The following is a 22,989-nucleotide window of genomic DNA, read 5'->3' as shown; positions in this document are numbered from 1 at the left end:
CATCGCGGGTACTACCTGGCCGACACCCCTGGCGCGAGGCTGAGTGCATGACCACGACACTCATCACCGGGGCCAACAAGAGCCTTGGATTCGAAACCGCCCGCCGGCTGATCGCCGCCGGGCACACCGTCTACATCGGCGCCCGCGATCCCCAGCGAGGCAAGGAGGCCGCGGCCACTCTCGATGCGCGATACGTGCCGCTCGACGTCACCAGCGACGAGTCCGTCGACAATGCGGCCACTCAGATCGAGGCCGAGGCCGGCGGACTCGACGTACTGATCAACAATGCAGGCGTTTTTGGCCCGATCCGCACCGCCTGGGACCTGACGGCTGATGACCTGCGACAGACGTACGACGTCAACGTGTTCGGACCGGTCCGAATGCTGCACCGTTTCCTGCCGCTGCTCAAGCGCAGCGCCAACCCGGTCGTCGTGAATGTGTCCAGCGGGCTCGGCTCGATCGCCACGGCCGTAGATCCAGAGGGACAGTCCGCTGGGGTCCCGGTCTGGGTTCCCGCACCGGGCTACGGCTCCTCGAAGGCCGCGCTCAACATGCTCACCGTCCAGTACGCGCGGCAACTGCCGGAACTGCGGATCAACACGGTCGACCCCGGCTACACCGCGACCGACTTCAACGGGCACCGCGGCGACCAGACGGTCGAGCAGGGAGCGGAGATCATCGTCCGGCTGGCCCAGATCGGCCCGGACGGACCGACCGGTGAGTATCTGAGCCTGACCGGAACCGTGCCTTGGTGATCAGCATTCGATGACGTTGACGGCCAGGCCGCCGCGGGACGTCTCCTTGTACTTGATCTTCATGTCGGCGCCGGTCTCGCGCATCGTCTTGATCACCTTGTCGAGGGTGACCACGTGCACCCCGTCGCCGTGCATCGCCATCCGGGCCGCGTTGACCGCCTTCACCGACGCCATCGCGTTCCGCTCGATGCACGGGATCTGCACCAGCCCGCCGACCGGGTCGCAGGTCAGGCCGAGGTTGTGCTCCATCGCGATCTCGGCCGCGTTCTCGACCTGCTGCGGCGTACCGCCGAGGACCTCGCACAGCCCGGCCGCCGCCATCGAGCAGGCCGAGCCGACCTCGCCCTGGCAGCCGACCTCGGCGCCGGAGATCGACGCGTTCTCCTTGTAGAGCACGCCGATCGCGCCGGCGGTAAGCAGGAACCGGACCGCGCCGTCGTCGGTTGCCCCCGGCACGAACCGCCGGTAGTAGTGCAGTACGGCGGGGATGATGCCCGCGGCGCCGTTCGTCGGCGCGGTGACGATCCGCCCGCCGGACGCGTTCTGCTCGTTCACCGCGAGGGCGAACAGGTTGACCCAGTCCATCACCTTGAGCGGATCCACCGACCACGGGTCGCGGCTCAGCTTCTGGTGCAGCGCGTGCGCCCGCCGCGGCACCTTCAGGCCGCCGGGCAGGATGCCCTCGGTCTCACAGCCCTCGCGGACGCAGTCCTGCATCACCTGCCAGATGTGCAGCAGGCCGTCGTGGATCTCGGTCTCGGTCCGCCAGGCCAGCTCGTTGGCGAGCATCACCTCGCTGATCGGCAACTGCGACTCGCGGCACCGCTCGAGCAGCTCGGCGCCAGTCGTGAACGGGTACTTCAGTGGGGTCGTGTCCGGCACGATCCGGTCCCCGGCCGCCGCGTTCTCGTCGACCACGAACCCGCCGCCGACCGAGTAGTACGTCCGCTCCCGCAGTACGCCGCCGTCCGCGGACCGGGCCACGAACGTCATCCCGTTCGGGTGGTACGGCAGGACCTTGCGCCGGTGCATCACCAGGTGTGCGTTCTCGTCGAACGTGATCTCGTGCGTGCCGGCCAGCAGCAACCGGCCGCGCTCGCGGATCGTCTCGACACGTGCGTCGACCGAATGAGTGACGACGGTCTCGGGATCCTCGGCCTCGAGACCGAGCAGGACCGCCTTGTCGCTGCCGTGGCCGTGGCCGGTCACTCCCAGCGAACCGAACAGCTGTGCCTCGACGGTCGCGGTAGTAGCCAGCAGGCCGGCATCGGCCAGGCCGAGTGCGAAGGTGCGGGCGGCGCGCATCGGTCCCACTGTGTGGGAGCTCGACGGGCCGATCCCGATACTGAACAGGTCGAAGACGCTGATCGCCATCGTGTGGAGGTTTCCTTCCGGTCGCCGTTGACCGTTTGGTGTCCTCCCCGCTCTGTCAGACGTCCGGGGACGTCTTCCAGAGGTGCCTCGCCCGTGCGGTGAAGGTGCCTGAGAGATTCTTGGGGAGAGTTGCTCCTACGGCGCCCGGGTCGTACCCGGGACTCTCCCGCACGGGTTCATGCGGCTGTTGAATTAGCTGACGTCCTGGACGGTACGGCGGTGTCCCGGCCGTCGTCAATCCGGCCCGTGCGCACCGCCCAGATCTCGAAGAACCAGGTGAACAGGGGCGGAACACTGGCCGCCAGCGCAAGCAGCGTGACCGGCCAGGACCAGCGCAGCGGGCCACGCACCAGCAGCACGGTGAGCACGTAGACGATGAAGATGCCGCCGTGGATCGGGCCGAAGATCTTCACCCCGAGCTCGTTGTCGGACAGCACGTACTTGAACAGCATTCCGATCAGCAGACCGGTCCAGGAGATCGCCTCGGCGATCGCCACCGTGCGGAACCAGGTCGCGTGTCTCTTCGTGCCGGCCGGGGCGGCAACAGTCGTCTCGGTCATCGACCCGACCCTAACAAGTCCCCCAAGCCGTGCCCGGGGTGTGTCGAGGGCTGCTCCCCGATGTGCGCGGGCAAACGGTTGCTGAGGATCGAGGGAGGTTCCCCAGACAGGAGATTTCCCTGATGACATCCAGACAAGTACTCAGGACCACCGCGTGGGGTGTGGTCCTGGGATTCGCCGCGGCGGGTCTCACCGCGGTGCCCGCGCCGGCCGACGTACCCAAGCCGGTGACAGTGCAGTGGTCCGACTGCAAGCCCGAAGGCAAGGACGATCCCGCGGAAGTGAAGGGATCGCAGTGCGCGACCCTGCAGGTGCCGGTGGACTGGCACCATCCGGACGGACCGACGTTCGGTCTCGCGATCGCCCGGCGTACGGCGAAGTCCCCGAGCGACCGGGTCGGCGTACTGATGTGGGGCCCGGGTGGTCCCGGTGACTCGGGCGTCGACCGGATCAAGACCGGCATGTTCCGGTTCAGCGAGGACCTGCAGGACCGGTTCGACATCGTGAGCTTCGATCCGCGCGGGGTGGCTCGCAGCAACCCGGTGAAGTGCACGGCCGCACTGCTGGCCCAGCAGCCGTCGCCGATCATCAAGAGCGCCACGGCCTTCCGCGACGCCATCCGCTACAACAAGCAACTCGCGACCGACTGCCGCGAGCACACCGGGCCGGTGTACGACCACATCGACACCTGGCAGACGGTGCGCGACGTCGACGCGATCCGCAAGGCGCTCGCCGAGTCCACGATCTCGTTCCACGGCAGCTCGTACGGCACAGTGCTCGGCGGGCAGTACGCCGAGACGTACCCGGGCCGGGTGCGCGCGATGGTGCTGGAGAGCGTGGCCGACCACAGCGCGGCGTCGGCGAAGGAGTTCGTCGACGACCAGGCCGAGGCAGCCCAGGACTCGTTCTCGGAGTTCGTGAAATGGTGCGACTCGGCAACGACCTGTGCCCTGCACGGGCGCGACATCCACGCCCTGTGGGCGGACCTCCTGGCCCGTGCCGACCGTGGCGAGATGCCGGACCCACAGCACCCGAACGTCGCGACCACACCGTTCAACCTGAGCTTCTACGTGTTCCGACAGCTGTACGACCCGGAGTGGCGGGCGCTCGCGGACACCTTGAAGCAGCTCGACGCCAGTGCGCCGCCGACCGCGCAGCCGCCGGTCCCGCCCGGACTGGCATCGAACCCGCTGGCCGTGTTCTGCCAGGACTGGAACCTGCAGGTCAGCGACTACAAGGAGTACGCCGGTCTTCTCACCCGGCTGGCACGGAACAACCCGGACATGCGCTATCCCGGTCAGCTGATGGCTGTGTCGATGTGCCTCGGGCAGCCGCCGGCCACCAACCCGCAGCATCGGCTGAAGGTGCACGGTCTGGACACTCCGGTGCTGCTCGCGAACGCGATCCACGATCCGGCCACCGGCTACAACTGGGCCAAGAGCGTGGCACACCAACTGGGTAAGGACGGTCGGCTGTTGACCTACGAGGGCTGGGGGCACGGCAGCTACACGACCAGTCCGTGCGTGCAGTCGACGATCGACGACTATCTGATCAAGGTGCAGGTCCCGAAGCGCGGCACCAGCTGTCCCGCCGTACCACCGGTGGGCTGACACGAGTCCGGGCCGGCGCTCCCAACTAGCGCCGGCCCGGGGTTTCGCGTGAACTCAGACCGGTACGCCGGTCACATCGAGCACACGGATGATCTCGTCGCCGCGGACCATCCGGCCCGCCAGCAGGCGAAGTTCGGCGCAGGCGGATTCCAGGGCCTGCGTCTGGGATCGGCAGTTGTCGACGTACCAGAACGGATCGTCGGGCTGCGGATCATCGGCGTCGTCGATGTCGGCGTACCAGCGGCGATCGCCACAGTGAACTACGCGCACTCGCAGATTCATGAGGTGCTCCCCCGTGCCCCAGGATTCTGGGTCCCCCATGGCCCCAGTCGGGGCCGACTCGGCCGGGCGCGTGGTACGCGGCCCCCCACTACCACGCGCCGGGCCGAGTTCGACCCTCCCCCGCTCCCTACATCGTTGCCGAGGGCGTCAGTGTTACTGCTTGTGACCGATAATTTTCCGGAGTCGGCCGGTCACCGCGCGTCGAGGTGGGACCGCGTCCAGTTCTCGAGGCCGTCGGTGGTGATCGGAAGGTCCTTGGTGAGGATCTCGAGCCGGTCGGAGTGGACCACGACGTTGTCCTCGATCCGGATTCCGATCCCGCGCAGTTCCGGCGGCACCGTCTCGTCGTTCGGGTGGAAATAGAGCCCGGGCTCGACCGCGAGTGCCATCCCGGCCTCGATGTCGCCGGCGAAGTACGCCTCCGGACGCGAAGCGTCACAGTCGTGGACGTCGAGGCCGATGTAGTGGCCCGTCCCGCACACGATGAAACGACGGTGCTGCTGCCCGTCCGGGCCGAGCAGTTCGTCGATCGAGACGTCGAGCAGCCCCCAGTCGCGCAGCCCTTCGGCCAGCACCTTCATCGCCTCGTACTGGAAGGCGCGGTACGGCGCTCCGACCTTGACGGCGTCGAGTGAGGCCAACTGGGCCTTGTGCACCAGGTCGTGCACCTGCCGCTGGGCCGCGGTGTACTCCCCGGTGGCCGGGAACGTCCGGGTCACGTCGGCCGTGTACAGCGTCCGGGTCTCGACGCCGGCGTCCAGCAGGATCACGTCGCCCTCGTTCACCGGGCCGTCGTTGCGGACCCAGTGCAGCACCGGCGCATGATTGCCAGCAGCAACGATCGAGGCGTACCCGACGCCGTTGCCGGCGGTCCGCGCGCGCCGGTCGAAGGTGCCCTGCAGCCACCGCTCGCCGCCGCCCCGGATCGCCTCCGGCAGCTCACTCGCCACGTCACCGAACGCGAGCACGCTGGCCGCGACGGCCTCCCGCAGCTGGTCCAGCTCCCAGTCGTCCTTGATCCGGCGCAGCTCCGCCAGCGTCTGGCGCAGCGAGTTCCCGTCGGTCGGGGAGGTCCGGACCAGAGCGTCCAGCATCGGCTCGACGCCGGGCACCGACAGCATGAACGGCACCGCGCCGCGCACGCCCTGGGGCAACTCCTCGATCGGGCGGCAGGGGATCTGCAGCGCGTCCGACCAGTCCTTCAGCCCGGGCACCGGCCCGATCCACAGCTCACCGTCGCGCGCGTTGGCGAAGAAGTCGGCCTCGTCCGGCCCGGCGGTCTCCCGCAGGTACAGCGTCGCATCGCCGTCGGCCGACAGCACCAGTACGGCGCCTTCGGCCTGGCAACCGGTGAGCCAGACGAAGTCGCTGTCGGCGCGGAACAAGTAGTCGGTGTCGTTCGAACGAACCGGTGCGCGGCCGGCCGCGATCGCGATCCGCCGGCCCGGCAGCGACGCCGACAGCTTGCGCCGGTGTTCGGCCGCAGCCTCGGCCAGTCCCTCCGGCACGGTCACGGATCGGTCGACGGGCCCCCAGCCGCGCGAGATGGACTCCCGGAACCCCTTCGCGTCGATCGGGCGGTAGGACTTGGGTGTCTGCTCGGTACGGTCGTCGTCGGTCATGCGCTGTGCTCCCCTTTGCAGCTGACGGTTACAGGTATCAACTCAGGTCGTGGCGGGGCGCGCAAGCCCTTATCGCGTCTGGTGGATCAGCGGGCCCGGAATGCTTCGAGAATCCCCTGCTCGCTGTCGAGCAGGTACTGGTGCAGGTCGGCCGCGGCCTGCTCGTACTTGCGCGCTTCGAGCAGTTCGAACAGCCCGCGATTGCGTGCGATGTACGGCTCGTGCAGCTCGCGCGGGGTCGCGATCACGTGGAAGAGCAGCCGCAACTCGGCCAGCAGTCGCCCGGTCATCGCGTCCATCCGCGTGCTGTCGGCCAGACCGATCAGGTGCTCGTGGAACCGCATGTTCGCCGTACCGACGGCCGGCCAGCGGTCGACGAGCGCGGCCGCCTCGGCAGCTTCGACGTCGGCCTGCAACGGCTCGAGCCGGCCGGCCGGCAGCTCCGGATCTCTCTCGGCCAGGCCGCGGACGACGTCGACCTCGAGCACGCGGCGGAGGCGGTACAGGTCGATCACGTCCCGCTCGTCCAGCTCCGGGACGAACACCCCGCGGTGCAGCTTGTAGACCAGCAGTCCCTCGTGGGTGAGCAGCCGGAACGCTTCCCGCAGCGTGTTCCGGCTGACCTCCAGGACCTCCGTCAGCTCGATCTCGGAGAGCTGGGCGCCGGGCGGCAACGCGCCCTCGGTGATGCTGCGGCGCAGGATGTCGGCGGCCCGCTCGGCCGAACTACTGCGGTCCAGCCGCGCGACATCGTCGGCCACTGTCCGCAACCATGCCTGCCGGCCCTCGTCGGCCCCACCCGTGCTCATCTCCGCATCATCGCCCACCCGAGGCGGTGAGGGGAAGTTTAGTGGAACAAGACTCTTGCAGGATTGTTGAACAATCTCTACGCTCAAGTCATCCCTCGTTACTCACAGCCATGGAGCCCATCCCGACAGCAGCCCGCTAGACCCTGGAGACACGCCCATGTCGACGCCCACCTCGAAACGTCCGCACCGCCCACCGCGACGGCCCACCACGAAGCCGGTCACCCGCCGGACCAACCCCTATGCCCGCCGGCTCGCCCCGGCGGCCGGACGCAAGACGCCGGACAACGCCATGAAGACCGGCAGCCGGTCGACGCTGATCGGCGCCATGTTCCTGATGGCCACCTCCGCGATCGGGCCGGGGTTCATCACCCAGACCACGCTGTTCACGGTGTCGCTCGGCGCGGCGTTCGCGTTCGCGATCGTCGTCTCGGTGCTGGTCGACATCGCGGTGCAGTTGAACGTCTGGCGGGTGATCGGCGTCTCCGGGCGCCGGGCCCAGGAGCTCGGCAACCTGGTCGCCCCCAGACTCGGTACGGCGATGTCCGCGCTGCTGTTCGCCGGTGGACTCGTCTTCACGATCGGCAACGTCTCCGGCACCGGGCTCGGCACCGACGCCATGATCGGGCTGGATCCGCGGCTCGGCGGCGCACTCTCCGCAGTCGTTGCCATCGGCATCTTCTTGTCCCGGCGGGCCGGGGTCGCAATGGATCGGGTCGTGATCATTCTCGGTAGCGTGATCATCCTGCTCACCGGGTACGTCGCGATCACCTCGGACCCACCGGTCGGCCAGGCGCTGCGGAACGTCGTACTGCCGTCCCACGCGGACTTCCTCGTCATCACCACGCTGATCGGCGGAACGATCGGCGGCTACATCATGTACTCCGGCGCTCACCGGCTGCTCGACTCCGGGGTGTCCGGGCCGCCGTACGTCCGGGACATCAGTCGCGCGGCGGTCGGCGGGATCCTGCTCACCGGCCTGATGCGGGTCGCCATCTTCCTCGCCGTACTCGGTGTCATCGCCGGTGGAGCGACCCTCGATCCGGCGAATCCGACCGCCTCGGCCTTCCAGCACGCGGCCGGCGCGTTCGGCCTGCGCGCCTTCGGGGTGGTGTTGTGGGCGGCCTCGATTGCCTGCGTGATCGGAGCGGCGTACACGACTGTCACCTTCGTCACGTCGCGGACGAGGACCTCGGAAGGGACCAGGACGGTCCTCGTCGTGCTGTTCATCGCGGTCAGCACAGTGATCTACCTGGCCGTCGGTACGGCGCCCGCCCAGTTGCTCGTGTTCGCGGGCGCGTTCAACGGATTGCTGTTGCCGCTGGGGATCGGCGTGCTTCTCTGGGTGGCATGGCAGCGACCCGACCTGCTCCGCGGCCATCGCTATCCGCGCCGGCTGCTCTGTCTTGGTGGGGCGGCCTGGCTGCTCACCGTGTATCTGGCCGTTCGTTCGATCGTTTCCCTGTTCTAACTTGGAGGAGTGTTCATGGACCTCAACGCCGATCTCGGTGAGGGATTCGGATCGTGGCCGATGGGTGACGACAACGCCCTGCTGGACGTCGTCACCAGCGCCAACGTGGCCTGCGGTTTCCACGCCGGCGACCCGTCGATCATGCGCCGAGTCACTGCGCGGGCTGTCTCGCGTGGCGTGGCGATCGGGGCCCACGTCGGGTACGCCGACAAGGCGGGATTCGGCCGGCGCTTCGTTGACATCGAGCCGTCGGCACTGCGCGACGAGGTCGTGTACCAGATCGCCGCGCTGGACGGCTTCGCGCGGATCGCGGGCGACCGGGTCCGGTACGTGAAGCCACACGGCGCGCTGTACAACACGATCGGCCACCATCTCGAGCAGGCCGCTGCCGTGGTGGGCGCGGTCGCCGACTACGACCGTTCGCTGCCGGTGCTCGGCCTGCCCGGGTCGGCCTGGTTGCGCCTCGCGGCCGACGCCGGACTGCCCGTCGTACATGAGGCTTTCGCGGACCGTGCGTACACCCCATCCGGGACCTTGGTGTCGCGGCGCGAGGCCGGCTCAGTGCTGCACGACGCGGACGAGATCGCTGCCCGCTGTACGGCGATGGCCACCGGGCAGCCGATCCACGACATCGAGGGCGGGACGCTGAAGGTCGAACCCGCCTCGATCTGCGTACACGGCGACACGCCGGGCGCGGTCGACATCGCGCGCCGGGTCCGATCCGCGATGGAGGGGGCGGGCGTGACGTTGAGCCCGTTCACCCAGTGATGCGGATCCTGCCCTCCGGCGACCACGCGCTCCTGGTCGAACTCGACACCCTCGACCAGGTCCTCGGCTACTACACCGCCCTCACCGCCACACCACCCGCCGACGTCATCGACATCGTCCCGGCCGCCCGCACCGTCATGGTCACGACCTCCGGTGGCCTGGACGCACTGTCTCGCGCCCTGCGCGCTGTCACACCTGCTGACGGAGCCCACGCGGTCGGGGATCTGATCGAGCTTCCGGTCGTCTACGACGGTGAAGATGTTGCCGACGTCGCCGAGGTGCTGGGCTGCAGCGTCGCCGAGGTGGTCGAACGCCACACGGCAACTGAGTGGACCGTCGCGTTCTGCGGCTTCTCCCCGGGCTTCGGCTACCTCACGTCCACCGCGACCTGGGACATCCCACGACGTGAGTCCCCCAGGACGAAGGTGCCGACGGGAGCCGTGGCTCTGGCTGGGGAGTTCAGTGGGGTCTACCCGCGAGAGTCGCCGGGCGGTTGGCAACTGATCGGACGAACCGACGTGAAGATCTTCGACCAGGAGCGCGATCCCGCCGCTCTGTTCCATCCGGGCCGCCGGGTCCGGTTCGTCGACGCGGGCCGTGGATGACCAGCCTCACCATCCTCGAAACGGGGCCTCTAGCAACAATTCAGGACGCCGGCAGGACCGGTCAGGCGTCCCTCGGCATCCCCACGTCCGGCGCCTGCGACCGCGCGTCGTACGCCCTCGCCAACCGCCTGGTCGGAAACCGTGACGGGGCCGCCGCGATCGAGGTCACCTTCGGCGGCCTCGTACTGCACGCCGACAACGACCTGACCATCGCCATCACCGGCGCACCCTGCCCCGGCGTCCCGTTCAACGCACCGGCCGTGATCAAGTCCGGCCAGGTACTCCGACTCGGCCCGCCGCGGACCGGTCTCCGCACGTACGTCGCCGTCCGCGGCGGAATCGACGTACCGCCGGTCCTGGGCTCCCGCTCGACCGATCTCCTCTCCGGCCTCGGCCCGGCACCACTCACCGCCGGCCTGACCCTGCCGGCCGGCTGCACCTACAACCCGATGCCCGGCGTGGACCTCGCCCCCGTCGCCGACCCGCCCGCCGGCGAAGTCGTCGTACGCGTAACTCCCGGCCCCCGACGCGACTGGTTCACCGACGCCGCCTGGGCCACCTTCACCACCCAGTCGTATTCCGTCAGCAGCAACAGCAACCGCGTCGGCGTCCGCTTGGACGGAGAACCCCTCGAACGCGCCCGCACCGGCGAGCTGGCCAGCGAAGGCATGACCCTGGGCGCCATCCAGATCCCACCCTCCGGCCTCCCCGTCATCTTCCTCGCCGACCACCCCGTCACCGGCGGCTACCCCGTCATCGCCTACGTCACCGACCCGGACCTCAACCCCTGCGCCCAACTCCGCCCCGGTCAACCCCTCCGCTTCATCTAGGTGAGGGGTGGGAACCTCCGCCGGCCGTCGACGCCCACTCGCATCCGGTCCGACGGGTGGCGGTAGCAGCCTCGGTCCCGCGATGGCCGGAACCAGAACCCACCTGCCTCGATGTCCATCTCCTGCAACTCGTCGGGCAGCGGCACGGCGCTGTCGCGAGCGGTACTCTCCGACTTCAGTCGCAGGTCGTCGCCTTGTTGTGGCGAACCGGGGGTGTCGAGCGACTTGAACGCGGGGTCGTTCGACTGGCCGTTCTCTTCCTGCGGCGATTCGGCTTGCACGTAATCAGCAAGGTCCGGGTACTGGTCGAAGTGGTCCGTATTGCCTGCGATCGTCACGAAGAACTTCTCCTCCGGGCCGGTGCCGAAGCGGTGGTAGGTGTTCCCATCCGTCGGTCCGGCGAACTCGCTCGGTGGCAGGAAGGCGATCGTCCTGGCCTCGCCCGGTTTCGAGTACACCGCAACGAAGATGTTGTTGTACGCCCTCCGTCGACCAGCAGGGCCCAGCGGTTTGTAGTGGCCGAAGCCGGTGAGCGCGATCTCCTCGCGCGCCGCGCCGACCGCCCCGGGGTCGAGGACGATGCAGGTGTTGTGGAACAGGTCGAACGGTCCTTCGTCCTTGCCGTCCTTGTAGAACTGGCCATAACGCAACGATCGCTGCTCTGTCTGCTTGCGCGGCCGGTTTCCCAAGGTCGGACGCCGAATGTCGAACAGGTTCCGGAAGATGTAGATCTGTCCGACACCGCCACCGGCGAAGCTCAACGCCGTCAGGCATTGCGTGATCACATTCTGGTAGATCCTTGCATCCTTGGTCCCTGGTACGCCGGCCACGATCATGCTGTCGTCGTTGATGTTGTGCACCCAGTTGTGGTGGAAGCGCATCTGATCGCCGAAAGCGACCGAGACGTCATGCCCGTTGACAATCTCGCAATGGTGCACCGCAACGCGCAGGGCGCCTTCGTCCGAGGACAGCAGAACCCCACCGGTGGAGGCGCCAAGCCGGTTCCGGACCACGGCAGCATCCGGAGCCGGGCGGAACCTGTACTCGTCCTTGCGGTCGCTCCGGAAGAACCACGTCGGAAGGCCGCCGTCGATCAGACAGTGCTTGACCTCGATGTCCGTGTTGGCCTCGTCGAGGTTGTCGGACTCGGTCTGGAGCCGGATCCCGCGACTGGCTGCCCAGACCCGAACGTGGTCGAAGGTGACGTCGGTGCAGTTCCGGAGCCGGACCGTGTCTTCGTCACCGAACCGCAGGGTGAGGTTCTGGAACACCATGTGTTCGCAGGTCACCAGCCGCAGGACGTGGCTCTCGGCGGTGGACAGGGCCAGGCGCAGCTGCCGGGGGTCCCTCTTCCCGGTGTAGTCCGGCCATCCGTCGATCCCGTTGGACGTGTGCGACAGACGGATATGGACTCTGCGTCCCTCGGCGCTCTCGTCGAACCAGATGCCGGGACCCATGTACACGAACGGCCGGTACCGAGGAGGCTTGAACGGCTTGTCCTTGTCGGTGAGCTGCTGGTGGGACACGTCCGGCCCGAGTTGGTCCGGATTCTTCGCCAGTTCCTCGGCGTCCGGCCACAGTTGGTTCGGGGACCGCAGGTCCTCCACACGGTCGTAGGTGATCAGCCGCGTGTACCGCCCCGCGTTCAGAAACGCGCCCTTGCGGACCACCATCGAACCGGCCTCGGGCGACGGTTCGAACTGAGCCGTCGATTCATACTCGTCGAGCTGCCCTGCCACGGGTTGCCAGTCGGTTGCGAACGATGCCCCACGGAACTCGGCGACCGTCGAGTCGATGGTCACCCGCTCGAGCTTGTACGGCTTGACCACGATCTTGACCGAGTCGGTCCCCTTCACCCCGGTGAGATCGATCGACTCCACATAGGTCCCGCCCCGCAGGTACACGAAACCGCCACCGGCCGCCGCCGTGATGCCCTGCGCGATCAGGTGGTACGGGTCCTCCAGCGTGCCCGACCCCTCCGGCACGGGATCGACTCCCGGCGGCGGTGGGCTCACGTAGAACTCAGGAACGACCATGACCTTTCCCGATCCGATCTGCATCGCGGCGACTGCCGTACATGGCGGACGCATTCATCGCAGTAGCTCGGCGGCTTTGAGGTCCTTGCCTACGGCCCAGCAGGCGCCTTCGGTGCAGCTGACACCGCGCAAGTCGTTCTGGTCGAACCTGCGCCAGGTGCGCCCGCCGTTGGTGGTGATGTCACTGCCCGTGAGGCCAACGGCCACGGCGGTGTCGCGCCGGTTCGACGGAACCACGGCCATGTTGAGACGGAATCCGGCCAGCGATCGCACCCTCCTCCAGGTCCTGCCACCATTGGTGGTCCTCGCAACCACGCTCGGCTTGTTGGAGGAAGGGTCGCCACCCCCGAGCGCCAAGCCGTGCCTGGTGTCCCAGAAGGCCAATGAGGCGATGCCGAACTCTGGGTCACCGGGTATCGGGGTGTCTGCCACCGACCAGGTGCGACCACGATCGTCGGTATGGAACACGCGAGCGTTGGCGTCCGACGGCTGGGTGCCGAACCAGGCGTCGTGAGGACCCTTGGTGACCAGACAGGTCCCAGTCGCGCGCCCGAACTCGTCGGGCAGAGCGTCAGGCATTCCCTTGGTGGGTGCGACTTTCCAGGTCCATCCACCGTCGTCCGTAGTCAGGATACGGAATGTGCCGAGGACCGGGTCGCTCATCGCAAGACCGTGAATCGCATCAAAGAACGCGATGCCGTTGTAGAACGCCTCCTTCTCCCAATTCTCGAACACCAACCGCCAGGTCGCTCCGCCGTTGACGGTCCGATAAATCCTCGAACCTTGGGACTCACCAGACGCCAGCGCCAGGACGTGATCGCGGCCGAAAGCGCGGACATCACGAAAAGTCAGACCACCGGCGTCGGGAGGAGTGACGTTCTCCCAGGACTGTCCTCCGTCCAACGTCCGGACAACCAGTCCCGGACTGCCGGATTCGTCAGGGCCGTCAAAACCGCCGGAGGCCCACACAACATCGCGGTTGACGACGTCGATGCCGATGAGACTTGAAGGAATTGTTTGCATGAAACGCCAGGACGACATGGCCCCTCCGATGACAGTTGTCCGTCAGTACTGAGGGCCGGTCTACCTGGCACGCCACATGCTCGGCCGGCTTGCCTCAGCAACTGGGCCGCCAAGAGGGCTGAAGAACTATCAATCTGCTGAGGTAGAGAGATACCTGTCAATTTCGACATTTGCGCCCCCCGGTCAGTTTCCTGATTCCTCGGCCGTGCCGCACCAGAAAACCGCCGCTTTGCGATCACATTACAGCGGCGGATACGCGCAGTCGATAGTCGCCGTCAGGTCGGACCTTTGCGGCCGACGAGGTGGAAGATTCGGCTGAGTTGGCGGTAGGGGTCTCGGCGGCCGGCTTCGAGTTCTACTGCGGCCGTTGCTTCCAGTTGCTTCGTGTCATTGGGGTCGAGCTCGGCTCCGGCGAAATCGAGCCAGTCGACGAACAGCCATACGCCGTACCAGTGCAGTGTCTCCACGTCCCGGCTTCGCAGGAGGTCGGTGAGCTCCTCCACCGTGTGGGCTCGAGTCAGGAGTCCCAGTACTCCGATCTCTTCCGTGGCGTCGAATGCTGCCAGGGCGTCGCCCCACCGCCGTTCCATGGCCGGCCGCACCGCAGACGTGTTGGCGTTGCCCGCCATGATCGAGACGATGCCACCGGGAGCAGCGCATTGGCACAGCTGGTCGAGTAGAGGCTCTTGTTGCTCGAGGTATCCGAGCACGCCATGGCACAGGACGGCATCGAAGCGCCGACCATCGACCGCTTCGTCAGCATGCGCACCGTCGGCCTCCACGAACGTCACCCGTCGCTGGGCCTCAATGGGCAATCCCTCGAGCCGCTGTCGCGCCTTGTCCAGCATCGCGGGTGATGGATCGAGCAGCGTCACGTCGTACCCGGCTCGCGCCAACGGGAACGACTGATGGCCCGCGCCGCCGCCGACGTCGAGCACAGACGCCGGAGGTGGTGGCAGATGCTCCAGCAACTGCTGGTGCATCACGTACGTGCGCACCCGCCCCTTCACCGTGGCGTAGGCCCCATCGGCGAATTGGTCAACCAAACCAGCCCAGGTGTCAGCGTCCACCCGACCACAGTATGGGTTCGCCGTACTACGAACTGCTCGCGGACCGCCCACCCTTCTTGCATGCGTCGCTTTCCCCGAGTGCTCTTAGTCGGCGCCTAGTGGTTGGTGGATCTTGTGCGCATTTCTGTGGCGAAGGAAGCCTGGGCTGACGTACGGCGTGATCGTCGACTTGCCACCGGGGAGCTGCTGCGTTGGCTGCGTCATGCCGTCGAGTCTGGCGCAGGAAGCGGCCCGCTTTTGTCCTCTTCTCGGAACACTGATCAGCCGGCTGCGCGGAAGCGGCGGAGGTATTCGGTGGGCGTCGTACCGAGGTGTCTGGCGAAGGCTCGGCGGAGGGTTTCGTCGCTGCCGAGGCCGCTGAGCCGGGCGGCCGAGGTGATGCTGTGGCCGTCGAGGAGGAGTTGCTGGGCTCGGTCAAGGCGTACACGTTCGACCCACCGGGCCGGCGTGGTGTGGAACTCGGAGTGGAACAGGCGAGTGAGGTGCCGCGGGCTGAGGGCAGCCGACGCGGCCAGGGCGGGCAGGCTGTGGTCAGCGGCGGGGTCGGCGACCACAGATTCGGTAACTGCCCGGAGTGGATCGCTGCGAGGTGGTGGGGTCGCGATCGCTGTGGAGAACTGGGACTGACCGCCGGGTCGTTGCATGAAGACGACCAGCTCTCGGGCAATCTCGCGAGCGACCCCTGCGCCATGATCCGCCTCGACGAGGGCGAGGGTCAGGTCGATGCCGGCGCTGATGCCGGCCGAGGTCACGTACCGGTCGTCGTGGATGTGTAGCGCGTCCGGTTCGACACGCACTGACGGATAGCGGCGGGCGAGGGTCTGGGCATGACGCCAGTGGGTCGTGGCGCTCCGGCCGTCCAGGAGCCCGAGCGCTGCGAGTACGAAGGCACCCGTGCAGACGGACGCCACCCGGCCGGCCTGAGCCGCGAGGGCGCGGACCGCGGCGAGGAGGTCGTCGGGCACTCGATCGACCAGGTGGTCGGCTCCCGCGACCATCACCGTTTCGAAGGGCCCTGCCCCGGCTGCTGCCGTGGTGGCGGCGAGGGTCGGACCGGAGGATGTCGCGATGTCACCGCCTCTTGGGGAGACGAGGGTCGACTCATACCGGGCGCCGTTGCGGTTGGCCTGGTGAAGGACCTCGAGAGGGCCGCTGACGTCGAGGAGGGTCACGCCGTCGAACACCACCAAGGCGATCCGATGTGTCCGAATCTGTGGTTCATGTGGCGTTCTGGACATGGCACCAGCGTAGCCACTCCGGCGAGTCTGGACGCACAGACGAGGCCACACCAGGAAGGCAGAACGACGATGAGTGAAGAGATCGCCGGAGTACGGATCCCGGACAGCGCCCTGGCCCGCAAGGCGACCGAACTGGTTCGTGAGGTGGCCTCACCGCTGCTGTTCGATCATTCGCGACGGGTCTTCCTGTTCGGTGCGTTGCGCGGCCAGGAGCAGGGCCTCGAGTTCGATCCGGAGTTGCTGTACGTCGGCGCAATGTTCCACGACCTCGGTCTGACCGGCCGGTTCCGTCGTACCGACCAGCGGTTCGAGATCGACGGCGCCGATGAAGCGCGCCGCTTCCTGCGGGCGCACGGCGTCACCGGGGAGCCGGCCGATCGGGTCTGGACCGGCATCGCTCTGCACACGACCCCGGAGATCCCGTTGCACATGGCGGCCGAGATCGCGCTCGTCACTCGCGGTGTGGAACTGGATGTCCTCGGCATCGGTTATCTGGCGATCACTGACGAGCAGCGGGCGGCCGTGGTCGCGGCGCATCCGCGGCCGGACTTCAAGAACCGGATCCTGGCCGCGTTCACGGATGGCATCAAGGACCGGCCGGAGACGACCTTCGGGAACGTCAAGGCCGACGTCCTGGAGCATTTCGTCCCCGGTTTCCACCGCGGCGACTTCGTCGACGTGATCAAGAACTCCGACTGGCCCGAGTAGATCCGAGCCACAATCGGCGGACGGTCGGGCGTGCCTGGGGCTGCTTGTTTGGGGGCGGTGGGCAGGCGAGGATGTGGGGTATGACGGAGAGTTCTGGGACACCGGGAATCGACAGCACGGTTCCTCCGAGCGGGACCGGGTGCGCGGAGTGTCTGGAGGTTGGCGGCTGGTGGTTTCACCTGCGTCGGTGTGCGCAGTGCGGACATATCGGGTGCTGTGACTCCTCCCCTGCGCAGCATGCCTCGGCTCACGCGTCCACGACCGGGCACCAGATCGTGCGCAGCTTCGAGCCGGGCGAGGACTGGTTCTGGCACTACGGCGAGTCCCAGTACTACGAGGGCCCCACGCTCGCACCGCCGGAGTCCCACCCGGTCGACCAGCCGACGCCGGGCGGCAACGTCCCGCCCGACTGGCAGAACCACCTCAACTAGCGTCTGGCTAGAGCACGAAGCCGGAGGGGAACGGGTCGTCGGGGTCCAGTAGGTAATTGGCTGTTCCGGTGATCCAGGCTCGGCCGGTGACGGTTGGTACGACGGCCGCCCGCGCGCCGACCGTGGTTTCCTCGATCAGGCGTCCGGTGAAGCGGGTGCCGATGAACGACTCGTTCACGAAGTCGGTGTTGAGCGCGAGCTCACCGCGGGCATGCAGTTGCGCCATCCGGGCCGACGTACCCGTCCCGCACGGCGACCGGTCGAACCACCCCGGGTGGATCGCCATCGCGTTGCGCGAGTCCGCACCGTCGAGACCGGGCGCGGTGAACTGCACATGCTTGCACCCGTTGATCCCGGGATCGAGCGGATGCACGGGCCGGTCGGTCGCGTTGATCGCGTCCATGATGTCCAGCCCGCCCTGCAGGATCCGGTCCTTCTCGGCCCGGTCGAACGGGAGGCCGAGCTGCTCCAGCGGCAGGATCGCGTAGAAGTTGCCGCCGTACGCGAGGTCGTAGGTCACCTTCCCGAGCCCCGGAACCTCCACCGTCGCGTCCAGTGCATGGCTGTACGACGGAACGTTGCGCAACGTCACGTGCTCGGCCCGTCCGTTGCTGACGGCAACGTCGACGACGACCAGGCCGGCCGGGGTGTCGAGGCGGACCTTGGTGACCGGCTCGGTCACCTCGACCATGCCGGACTCCACCAGCACGGTGGCAACACCGATGGTGCCGTGGCCACACATCGGCAGCAGGCCGGACACCTCGATGTACAGCACGCCCCAGTCCGCGTCGGACCGGGTCGGCGGCTGCAGGATCGCGCCGCTCATCGCCGAGTGTCCGCGCGGCTCGTTCATCAGGAACAACCGCAGGTCGTCCAGGTGCTTGATGAAGTACTCGCGCCGCTCGGCCATCGTCGCGCCGGGGACGACGCCGACCCCGCCGGTGACGACGCGGGTCGGCATTCCCTCGGTGTGCGAGTCGATCGCGCTGATGGTCCGGACGGACCTCATCGCAGCGACTCCACGGCCTTCTTCATGTCCTGCTCCAGTTGGGCGAGGTGCTCGGGCACCAGGGGTCCACGCGGCGGGCGGCACGGACCGCCGTACCGGCCGACGTAGTCCATGCCGTACTTGATCGCCTGGACGAACTCGGTCCGCGAGTCCCACCGGAACGCGGCGACCAGCGGTTCGTACAGCGCCCGCGCCTCTTCCAGCTTGCCTTGTACGGCGAGGTCGAACAAGCGGACCGATTCCTTCGGGAACACGTTCGGGAATCCGGCGAACCAGCCGGTCGCACCCATCAGCAAGGCCTCGAGAGTCAGGTCGTCGGCGCCCGCAATGACGGCCAGGTCCGGCGCCAGTTCGCGGATCTCGAGGATCCGGCGGACGTCACCGGAGAACTCCTTCACCGCGACGATGTTCTCGATCTGCGCGATCTCGCCCAGCAGGTCCGGGGTCAGGTCGACCTTGGTGTCGTGGGGGTTGTTGTAGACCATCACCGGCAGGCCGGCCTTCGCGACCTCGGTGAAGTGGTGGATCACCTCGCCGCGGTTCGCGCGGTACATGGTCGGCGGCAGGCACAGTACGCCGGTTGCACCGTCCTCGGCCGCCTTCTCCGCCCACGCGCGCGCCTGGTGTGCACCGACGCCATGTACGCCGACCACCACGATGCCATCGTTGCCGACGGCCTCGATCGCGGTTCGGGCGACGGCTCGGCGCTCGTCATCGGCGAGTGACGAGTACTCGCCGAGGGAGCCGTTCGGGCCCACTCCGCGGCAACCGTTGTCGACCAGCCACCGGCAGTGCTCGGCGTACTTGTCCAGGTCCGGACGCAAACCTGCCGGCGCCGATGCGTCCTCGGCGTACGGCAACGCGGTGGCGACGATCACGCCTTCCAACTTCTCCGTCACAGATCCTCCTGAGCTTCTGCCAGATCCCGCAGCCTTACCGGCACGGCGATCGGTCGTTTCATCGATGATTCCGGTGCACCAACCAGCGCACCGACGGTCCGCGAACAGACCCGTCCCTGACACATCCCCAGTCCGGCCCGGCTGCTGAGCTTGAGCGCCCGGCCGTCCTGCACACCACGTCCTGCCACAGCAGCTTCGATCTCTCCGCGCGTGACTTCCTCACACCGGCACACCACGGTCTCGGCGGTGCTCCACGCTCGCCACCCGTCCCGCACCGGATAGGCCCGCGCCAACACTTCCGCAAACTGTCGCCCGCGTACGACGGCTTCCCGTGCCTCCACCGCGCCAGCCAAGTCCGCGCGCTCTCCGCCTGCCCGGGCACCGGGCGGTCCTGGCGCATCAGTTCCCGCGTGATGCGCGGCGGCCACACCGGCCACTCGACCTTCGGCAGCCGCTAGGTCCGCGCCGCCGATTCCTGTGAGCTCACCAGCGGCAAACACCCCCGGAGTGGTGGTTTCTTGGTGGGCGTCGACGACAACTGCTGAGCCTCCGTCCGGACCCGTCGTGAGGTTGCAGCGGGCCGAGACTGCGAGCTCGAGTTGAGCGGTGAAGCCGAAGCCGAGACAGACCGCGTCGACCTCGATCCGTCGCTCGGAGCCCGTGATCGGCTGCCACGAGTCGTCCAGCCGTACGACGGTGACGGCTTCGACGTGGTCGGTGCCGTGTGCGGCGACGACGGTCCAGCCGTGCCGGAGCGGAATGCGATGCTTCGCCAGCAGCGCGCCGTACCCGAGGACCTCGCGGAACTTGCCGGAGGCAACTAGGAGGTTGGTGAGCCAGCCGCGACGGACTGTTCGCAGGGTGTTGGCCTCGAGTAGCTCGACGACCTCGGCGCCGACGCCGATCAGCGATTCCGCTACCGGTAGGAGGAACGGGCCGGTGCCGGCGACGAGTACGCGTTGACCGACGGAGATGCGTTGTCCTTTGGCCAGCGATTGTGCGGCACCGGCGCTGTAGACCCCTGGCAGATCCCAACCAGGGAAGGGAAGTACGCGATCGTAGGCACCGGTGGCCAGGACGATCGCCTTCGCGTCAACTGCGAAGACCTGCCGCCCGACGCCGTCCGCTGGTCCTTGTTGCACCCACAGTCGGAGCCCTTCCATCGCCCACACGGACGTCTCCGTGAGATGCGTGATCCGCTCATGCCCGGCAAGCCGATCCCGCTGCGCGACGAATCCTTTCCACCCGTGCTGCAACCGGCCGGCCCGCCGAGCCCCGAATTCCACGGGCAGTTGCCGGTTGAACTGCCCGCCCACACTCCGGCCGGTGTCAATCAAGGTCACCGACGCACCACCATCCGCAGCCGCCAGAGCTGCAGCGATCCCAGCCGGCCCAGCCCCCACCACAACCACGTCAGCCAACCGCGGGACATTCGAGGAGGAAGCAGGGCGGGAGGACGCCGGGGAAAGATCCGCCCGAGCCTGCGCGTCGGAGGTGGCTGACGTCCCGCGTGCCCACTCCCGAGGCTTCGCGTGGGACGTGGCTGACGTCCCGCGTGCCCACTCCCGAGGCTTCGCGTGGGACGTGGCTGACGTCCCGCGAGGCTGCGCGTCGGAGGTAGCTGGCGTTCCGCCTGTCTGCTGACCACCTGCAGGTTGGGGTAGGGCCGCGCCCGTTTGGGTTGTGATTGTGTCTGCTGGCTGGATGGTGCGTTGGCAGGCTCGGATGTCGGGGGTGCCGTTGACTACGACGAGGCAGTCGTGGCAGGCGCCGATGCCGCAGAAGACGCCGCGGGGGCGTGCGGCGACGCGGGTGGTCCGCCAGGAGTCCCGGCCGGCGGAGAGCAACGCGGCGGCGACTGTTTGGCCGGCCAGGGCGGTCACCGGTTCGCCGTCCACGGTGATCTCGACGGGCGTCGGCGTACCGACTCGGGCGGGGTCGCCGTCGCGGGGGCGGAGGTAGGCGGTCATGAGGCCAGCACCGCCGGACGGTCGACGCGGAACGGATCGGGGTCTAGATGTGGAGCCAGCCCCAGGAACAGTTCGGTGATCAACCGACCGGTCGACGGCGCGAGCCCGATGCCCGCACCTTCGTGACCAGTCGCATGCCACAGACCCGGCGTGCGAGGGTCCGGCCCGATGACCGGCAGATGATCCGGCGCATAAGGACGGAAGCCTCCGTACGCCCGCATCACCGGCACGTCCCCCAGGAAGGGAAACAGCCCAACCGCCTTCGCAGCAAGCTCACGCAGCACCTTCACCCGGACTGAGTCGTCGAACCCGATCCGCTCCCGACTCGAACCGATCAGGATGGTCCCGGACCGCGTCGACTCCACCACCGTCGACGTCTGCAGCTCGGCGTCACCGCTCCCGACCGCACCGACGTAGTCCGCGTCGTACACCTTGTGCCGTACGCATTCCGGCAGCGGCGCCGTCACCAGAATCATCCCGCGCCGAGGCAGCACCTGAATCGGCGCACCCGCATCGGCACTGAACGACCCGGCCCACGGCCCGCAAGCGTTGAGTACGGCGCCACACGCGATCACACCGTCATCGGTCTCGACCCCGACAACCCGTCCCTGAGCCGAACGTCGTATCGCCCGCGCCGTCACCCCCGAGCGCACCTCACCACCGCGGTCCCGGACGGCCGCGAGCAAAGCCGTTGCTGCGAGCACCGGTTGCACCTGCGCATCGTCTGAGTAGTGCACTCCGACCGTCACCCGAGGAGTCAGCAAAGGCTCCAGCTCGAAGGCCTCCGCCGGCGTGATCACGCGAGCATCGACCCCCGCCGCCCGCTGCTTGGCCGCGAACGCCTTCAGCGGCTCGGGGTCAGTCGTCGCAACCACGACCCCGCCCTTGGTCTCCCACTCGACGTCGGCGACCCGTTCAGGCAGCCGCGACAGTACGACGTCCCACTCGGCCCGCGACGCGATCGCCAACTCGAGCTCGGGCCCTGGCTCCTTGTCCGAGACCAGCACGTTGCCCTCACCGGAGGCCGTCGTACCGGCGGCCGGGCCGTCGCGATCGATCACCAGCACCCGGACGCCCGCGGCGGAGAGCGCCTCGGCGCAGGCCGCGCCGATCATGCCCGCGCCGACGACCACCACGTCGGGTGTCGCGGAACCAGGCATCAGACTCTCCGTTCAGTAAAATGAACGAAACCGAGCCTACGCGTCCACCCTCGGCACGGTCAATGCACCCATCCGGCACTCACCATGCACTCACCGGGCACTCAGTCGGCACTAAACATGCGCTACCCCGGCAGATGCGGGCTACCCGGCGTGATCGGGTACGCGTCCGGCGGGTACTCCAGCAGCAGCACGGACCGCACCAGACCGTCCACCGCCTCGTACCCGTGCGGCCCACCGGCCCGGAAAGCCAGGTAGTCCCCCGGCCCCAACTCCTCAGTCCTGCCACGCGCCGTGATCCGCAGCCGCCCGGTCAGGACGATGTGATGCTCGGTCCCAGGATGCCCGTCCGACTGCTGTACGGCGTCCGGCCGGACCTCCTGGTTGTAGACCTCGAACAACCCACCGGGGTTCTCCAGCCGCCGCAGCATCCGCAGATCGATCGCTTCACCGGACAGTACGTCGATGTCCGCCGACCGTACGAGGACCAGCTCCGCACTCGGCGACTCGCTCAGCAGCGCCGACACCGGGACACCCAGAGCGTTCGACAGACTGAACACTGTCTCGATCGTCGGGTTGCCCGCCCCGGACTCCAGTTGCGAGAGCGTCCCCTTCGCGATCCCCGACCGCCGGGCCAGCTCGGACAGCGAGATGCCCTGCTCGTCCCGCCGCATCCGCAGATTCGTCCCGAGCAACCGTCCCGCACCCATCGCCGCCACAGCCCGGAGCATGCCACATGCCACGAAACACGGGCTCGGTTTGACC

Annotated in this window: 22 protein-coding genes and 1 riboswitch; of the genes, 8 read left to right on the top strand and 14 right to left on the bottom strand. The window is 67.9% G+C overall.

What is annotated here, in order from left to right; all coding sequences use genetic code 11:
- Nucleotides 1–47 precede the first annotated feature (47 nt).
- Complete coding sequence (locus AB0I34_RS16595; protein WP_360445781.1) at nt 48–755, top strand: SDR family oxidoreductase; 708 nt, start codon at nt 48–50, stop codon at nt 753–755.
- Here the strand turns inward: AB0I34_RS16595 and AB0I34_RS16590 are convergent, their stop codons facing one another.
- Nucleotides 756–2,129: an L-serine ammonia-lyase gene (locus tag AB0I34_RS16590; RefSeq protein ID WP_360445779.1), complete on the bottom strand. Its 1,374-nt coding sequence runs from the start codon at nt 2,127–2,129 to the stop codon at nt 756–758.
- An 86-nt stretch (nt 2,130–2,215) separates the two neighbouring features.
- Nucleotides 2,216–2,308: riboswitch (glycine riboswitch) on the bottom strand.
- A complete protein-coding gene (locus AB0I34_RS16585) occupies nt 2,306–2,689 on the bottom strand; it encodes a DUF3817 domain-containing protein (protein WP_360445777.1) in 384 nt (127 codons plus the stop codon). It overlaps the preceding riboswitch by 3 nt.
- Before the next feature lie 122 nt (nt 2,690–2,811).
- Between AB0I34_RS16585 and AB0I34_RS16580 the strand changes: the two genes are divergently transcribed.
- On the top strand, nt 2,812–4,299 hold the full coding sequence (locus AB0I34_RS16580) for an alpha/beta hydrolase (protein ID WP_360445775.1): 1,488 nt from the start codon (nt 2,812–2,814) through the stop codon (nt 4,297–4,299).
- A 54-nt stretch (nt 4,300–4,353) separates the two neighbouring features.
- Here AB0I34_RS16580 and AB0I34_RS16575 read toward each other — a convergent pair whose 3' ends face one another.
- The 3 genes from AB0I34_RS16575 to AB0I34_RS16565 form a co-directional block, all read right to left on the bottom strand.
- Complete coding sequence (locus AB0I34_RS16575; RefSeq protein ID WP_360445773.1) at nt 4,354–4,581, bottom strand: hypothetical protein; 228 nt, start codon at nt 4,579–4,581, stop codon at nt 4,354–4,356.
- A gap of 191 nt (nt 4,582–4,772) precedes the next feature.
- On the bottom strand, nt 4,773–6,203 hold the full coding sequence (locus AB0I34_RS16570) for an aminopeptidase P family protein (protein WP_360445771.1): 1,431 nt from the start codon (nt 6,201–6,203) through the stop codon (nt 4,773–4,775).
- 86 nt (nt 6,204–6,289) lie between these two features.
- On the bottom strand, nt 6,290–7,012 hold the full coding sequence (locus AB0I34_RS16565; RefSeq protein WP_360445769.1) for a GntR family transcriptional regulator: 723 nt from the start codon (nt 7,010–7,012) through the stop codon (nt 6,290–6,292).
- 157 nt (nt 7,013–7,169) lie between these two features.
- Between AB0I34_RS16565 and AB0I34_RS16560 the strand changes: the two genes are divergently transcribed.
- The 4 genes from AB0I34_RS16560 to AB0I34_RS16545 are packed head-to-tail and all read left to right on the top strand — an operon-like array spanning nt 7,170 to nt 10,683.
- Entirely contained in the window at nt 7,170–8,480 is a 1,311-nt protein-coding gene (locus tag AB0I34_RS16560) for an NRAMP family divalent metal transporter (RefSeq protein ID WP_360445767.1), read from the top strand.
- A gap of 15 nt (nt 8,481–8,495) precedes the next feature.
- The gene (locus tag AB0I34_RS16555; RefSeq protein ID WP_360445765.1) at nt 8,496–9,248 is read left to right on the top strand and encodes a 5-oxoprolinase subunit PxpA; all 753 of its coding nucleotides are present in this window, start codon (nt 8,496–8,498) and stop codon (nt 9,246–9,248) included.
- Nucleotides 9,248–9,853: an allophanate hydrolase subunit 1 gene (locus AB0I34_RS16550; RefSeq protein ID WP_360445763.1), complete on the top strand. Its 606-nt coding sequence runs from the start codon at nt 9,248–9,250 to the stop codon at nt 9,851–9,853. The genes AB0I34_RS16555 and AB0I34_RS16550 overlap by 1 nt, the downstream gene beginning before the upstream one ends.
- On the top strand, nt 9,850–10,683 hold the full coding sequence (locus AB0I34_RS16545; RefSeq protein ID WP_360445761.1) for a biotin-dependent carboxyltransferase family protein: 834 nt from the start codon (nt 9,850–9,852) through the stop codon (nt 10,681–10,683). The genes AB0I34_RS16550 and AB0I34_RS16545 overlap by 4 nt, the downstream gene beginning before the upstream one ends.
- Here AB0I34_RS16545 and AB0I34_RS16540 read toward each other — a convergent pair.
- The 4 genes from AB0I34_RS16540 to AB0I34_RS16525 all read right to left on the bottom strand — a co-directional run bounded on the left by AB0I34_RS16540 (nt 10,680) and on the right by AB0I34_RS16525 (nt 16,050).
- On the bottom strand, nt 10,680–12,719 hold the full coding sequence (locus AB0I34_RS16540; protein WP_360445759.1) for a hypothetical protein: 2,040 nt from the start codon (nt 12,717–12,719) through the stop codon (nt 10,680–10,682). The two genes, AB0I34_RS16545 and AB0I34_RS16540, sit on opposite strands and share 4 nt — an antisense overlap.
- Nucleotides 12,720–12,773: 54 nt before the next feature.
- Nucleotides 12,774–13,760: an oxidoreductase gene (locus tag AB0I34_RS16535; RefSeq protein ID WP_360445757.1), complete on the bottom strand. Its 987-nt coding sequence runs from the start codon at nt 13,758–13,760 to the stop codon at nt 12,774–12,776.
- Nucleotides 13,761–14,017: 257 nt separating this feature from the next.
- Nucleotides 14,018–14,812 (bottom strand): methyltransferase, encoded by a 795-nt coding sequence (locus AB0I34_RS16530; protein WP_360445755.1) that lies wholly within the window; start codon nt 14,810–14,812, stop codon nt 14,018–14,020.
- A gap of 260 nt (nt 14,813–15,072) precedes the next feature.
- On the bottom strand, nt 15,073–16,050 hold the full coding sequence (locus tag AB0I34_RS16525; RefSeq protein ID WP_360445753.1) for a helix-turn-helix domain-containing protein: 978 nt from the start codon (nt 16,048–16,050) through the stop codon (nt 15,073–15,075).
- Nucleotides 16,051–16,119: 69 nt separating this feature from the next.
- On the opposite strand from AB0I34_RS16525, the gene AB0I34_RS16520 reads away from it, so the two are divergent.
- Nucleotides 16,120–16,758 (top strand): HD domain-containing protein, encoded by a 639-nt coding sequence (locus tag AB0I34_RS16520; RefSeq protein WP_360445751.1) that lies wholly within the window; start codon nt 16,120–16,122, stop codon nt 16,756–16,758.
- A 71-nt stretch (nt 16,759–16,829) separates the two neighbouring features.
- Nucleotides 16,830–17,189, top strand: coding sequence for a UBP-type zinc finger domain-containing protein (locus AB0I34_RS16515; protein WP_360445749.1), 360 nt, complete (start codon nt 16,830–16,832; stop codon nt 17,187–17,189).
- A 7-nt stretch (nt 17,190–17,196) separates the two neighbouring features.
- On the opposite strand, the gene AB0I34_RS16510 is transcribed toward AB0I34_RS16515, so the two are convergent.
- The 5 genes from AB0I34_RS16510 to AB0I34_RS16490 all read right to left on the bottom strand — a co-directional run bounded on the left by AB0I34_RS16510 (nt 17,197) and on the right by AB0I34_RS16490 (nt 22,955).
- Complete coding sequence (locus AB0I34_RS16510; protein ID WP_360445747.1) at nt 17,197–18,198, bottom strand: proline racemase family protein; 1,002 nt, start codon at nt 18,196–18,198, stop codon at nt 17,197–17,199.
- Nucleotides 18,195–19,097 carry a dihydrodipicolinate synthase family protein gene (locus AB0I34_RS16505; protein ID WP_360445746.1) on the bottom strand — a complete coding sequence of 301 codons (903 nt, stop codon included), beginning with the start codon at nt 19,095–19,097 and terminating at the stop codon, nt 18,195–18,197. The genes AB0I34_RS16510 and AB0I34_RS16505 overlap by 4 nt, the downstream gene beginning before the upstream one ends.
- On the bottom strand, nt 19,094–21,067 hold the full coding sequence (locus AB0I34_RS16500; RefSeq protein WP_360445744.1) for an FAD-dependent oxidoreductase: 1,974 nt from the start codon (nt 21,065–21,067) through the stop codon (nt 19,094–19,096). The genes AB0I34_RS16505 and AB0I34_RS16500 overlap by 4 nt, the downstream gene beginning before the upstream one ends.
- Nucleotides 21,064–22,227 carry an FAD-dependent oxidoreductase gene (locus AB0I34_RS16495; protein ID WP_360445742.1) on the bottom strand — a complete coding sequence of 388 codons (1,164 nt, stop codon included), beginning with the start codon at nt 22,225–22,227 and terminating at the stop codon, nt 21,064–21,066. Before AB0I34_RS16495 ends, AB0I34_RS16500 begins: the two co-directional genes overlap by 4 nt.
- 122 nt (nt 22,228–22,349) lie before the next feature.
- Nucleotides 22,350–22,955: an XRE family transcriptional regulator gene (locus AB0I34_RS16490; RefSeq protein WP_360445740.1), complete on the bottom strand. Its 606-nt coding sequence runs from the start codon at nt 22,953–22,955 to the stop codon at nt 22,350–22,352.
- Nucleotides 22,956–22,989: the final 34 nt, after the last annotated feature.

The sequence above is a fragment of the Kribbella sp. NPDC050281 genome, from assembly GCF_040655855.1.
Taxonomy (GTDB): domain Bacteria; phylum Actinomycetota; class Actinomycetes; order Propionibacteriales; family Kribbellaceae; genus Kribbella.
This window is presented reverse-complemented; position numbering and strand designations above follow the sequence as displayed.

Coding starts and splice junctions, on each gene's coding strand:
- AB0I34_RS16595 (WP_360445781.1), top strand. CDS start 48: ATGACCACGACACTCATCACCGGGGCCAACAAGAGCCTTGGATTCGAA.
- AB0I34_RS16590 (WP_360445779.1), bottom strand. CDS start 2,129: ATGGCGATCAGCGTCTTCGACCTGTTCAGTATCGGGATCGGCCCGTCG.
- AB0I34_RS16585 (WP_360445777.1), bottom strand. CDS start 2,689: ATGACCGAGACGACTGTTGCCGCCCCGGCCGGCACGAAGAGACACGCG.
- AB0I34_RS16580 (WP_360445775.1), top strand. CDS start 2,812: ATGACATCCAGACAAGTACTCAGGACCACCGCGTGGGGTGTGGTCCTG.
- AB0I34_RS16575 (WP_360445773.1), bottom strand. CDS start 4,581: ATGAATCTGCGAGTGCGCGTAGTTCACTGTGGCGATCGCCGCTGGTAC.
- AB0I34_RS16570 (WP_360445771.1), bottom strand. CDS start 6,203: ATGACCGACGACGACCGTACCGAGCAGACACCCAAGTCCTACCGCCCG.
- AB0I34_RS16565 (WP_360445769.1), bottom strand. CDS start 7,012: ATGAGCACGGGTGGGGCCGACGAGGGCCGGCAGGCATGGTTGCGGACA.
- AB0I34_RS16560 (WP_360445767.1), top strand. CDS start 7,170: ATGTCGACGCCCACCTCGAAACGTCCGCACCGCCCACCGCGACGGCCC.
- AB0I34_RS16555 (WP_360445765.1), top strand. CDS start 8,496: ATGGACCTCAACGCCGATCTCGGTGAGGGATTCGGATCGTGGCCGATG.
- AB0I34_RS16550 (WP_360445763.1), top strand. CDS start 9,248: ATGCGGATCCTGCCCTCCGGCGACCACGCGCTCCTGGTCGAACTCGAC.
- AB0I34_RS16545 (WP_360445761.1), top strand. CDS start 9,850: ATGACCAGCCTCACCATCCTCGAAACGGGGCCTCTAGCAACAATTCAG.
- AB0I34_RS16540 (WP_360445759.1), bottom strand. CDS start 12,719: ATGGTCGTTCCTGAGTTCTACGTGAGCCCACCGCCGCCGGGAGTCGAT.
- AB0I34_RS16535 (WP_360445757.1), bottom strand. CDS start 13,760: ATGTCGTCCTGGCGTTTCATGCAAACAATTCCTTCAAGTCTCATCGGC.
- AB0I34_RS16525 (WP_360445753.1), bottom strand. CDS start 16,050: ATGTCCAGAACGCCACATGAACCACAGATTCGGACACATCGGATCGCC.
- AB0I34_RS16520 (WP_360445751.1), top strand. CDS start 16,120: ATGAGTGAAGAGATCGCCGGAGTACGGATCCCGGACAGCGCCCTGGCC.
- AB0I34_RS16515 (WP_360445749.1), top strand. CDS start 16,830: ATGTGGGGTATGACGGAGAGTTCTGGGACACCGGGAATCGACAGCACG.
- AB0I34_RS16510 (WP_360445747.1), bottom strand. CDS start 18,198: ATGAGGTCCGTCCGGACCATCAGCGCGATCGACTCGCACACCGAGGGA.
- AB0I34_RS16500 (WP_360445744.1), bottom strand. CDS start 21,067: ATGACCGCCTACCTCCGCCCCCGCGACGGCGACCCCGCCCGAGTCGGT.
- AB0I34_RS16495 (WP_360445742.1), bottom strand. CDS start 22,227: ATGCCTGGTTCCGCGACACCCGACGTGGTGGTCGTCGGCGCGGGCATG.
- AB0I34_RS16490 (WP_360445740.1), bottom strand. CDS start 22,955: ATGCTCCGGGCTGTGGCGGCGATGGGTGCGGGACGGTTGCTCGGGACG.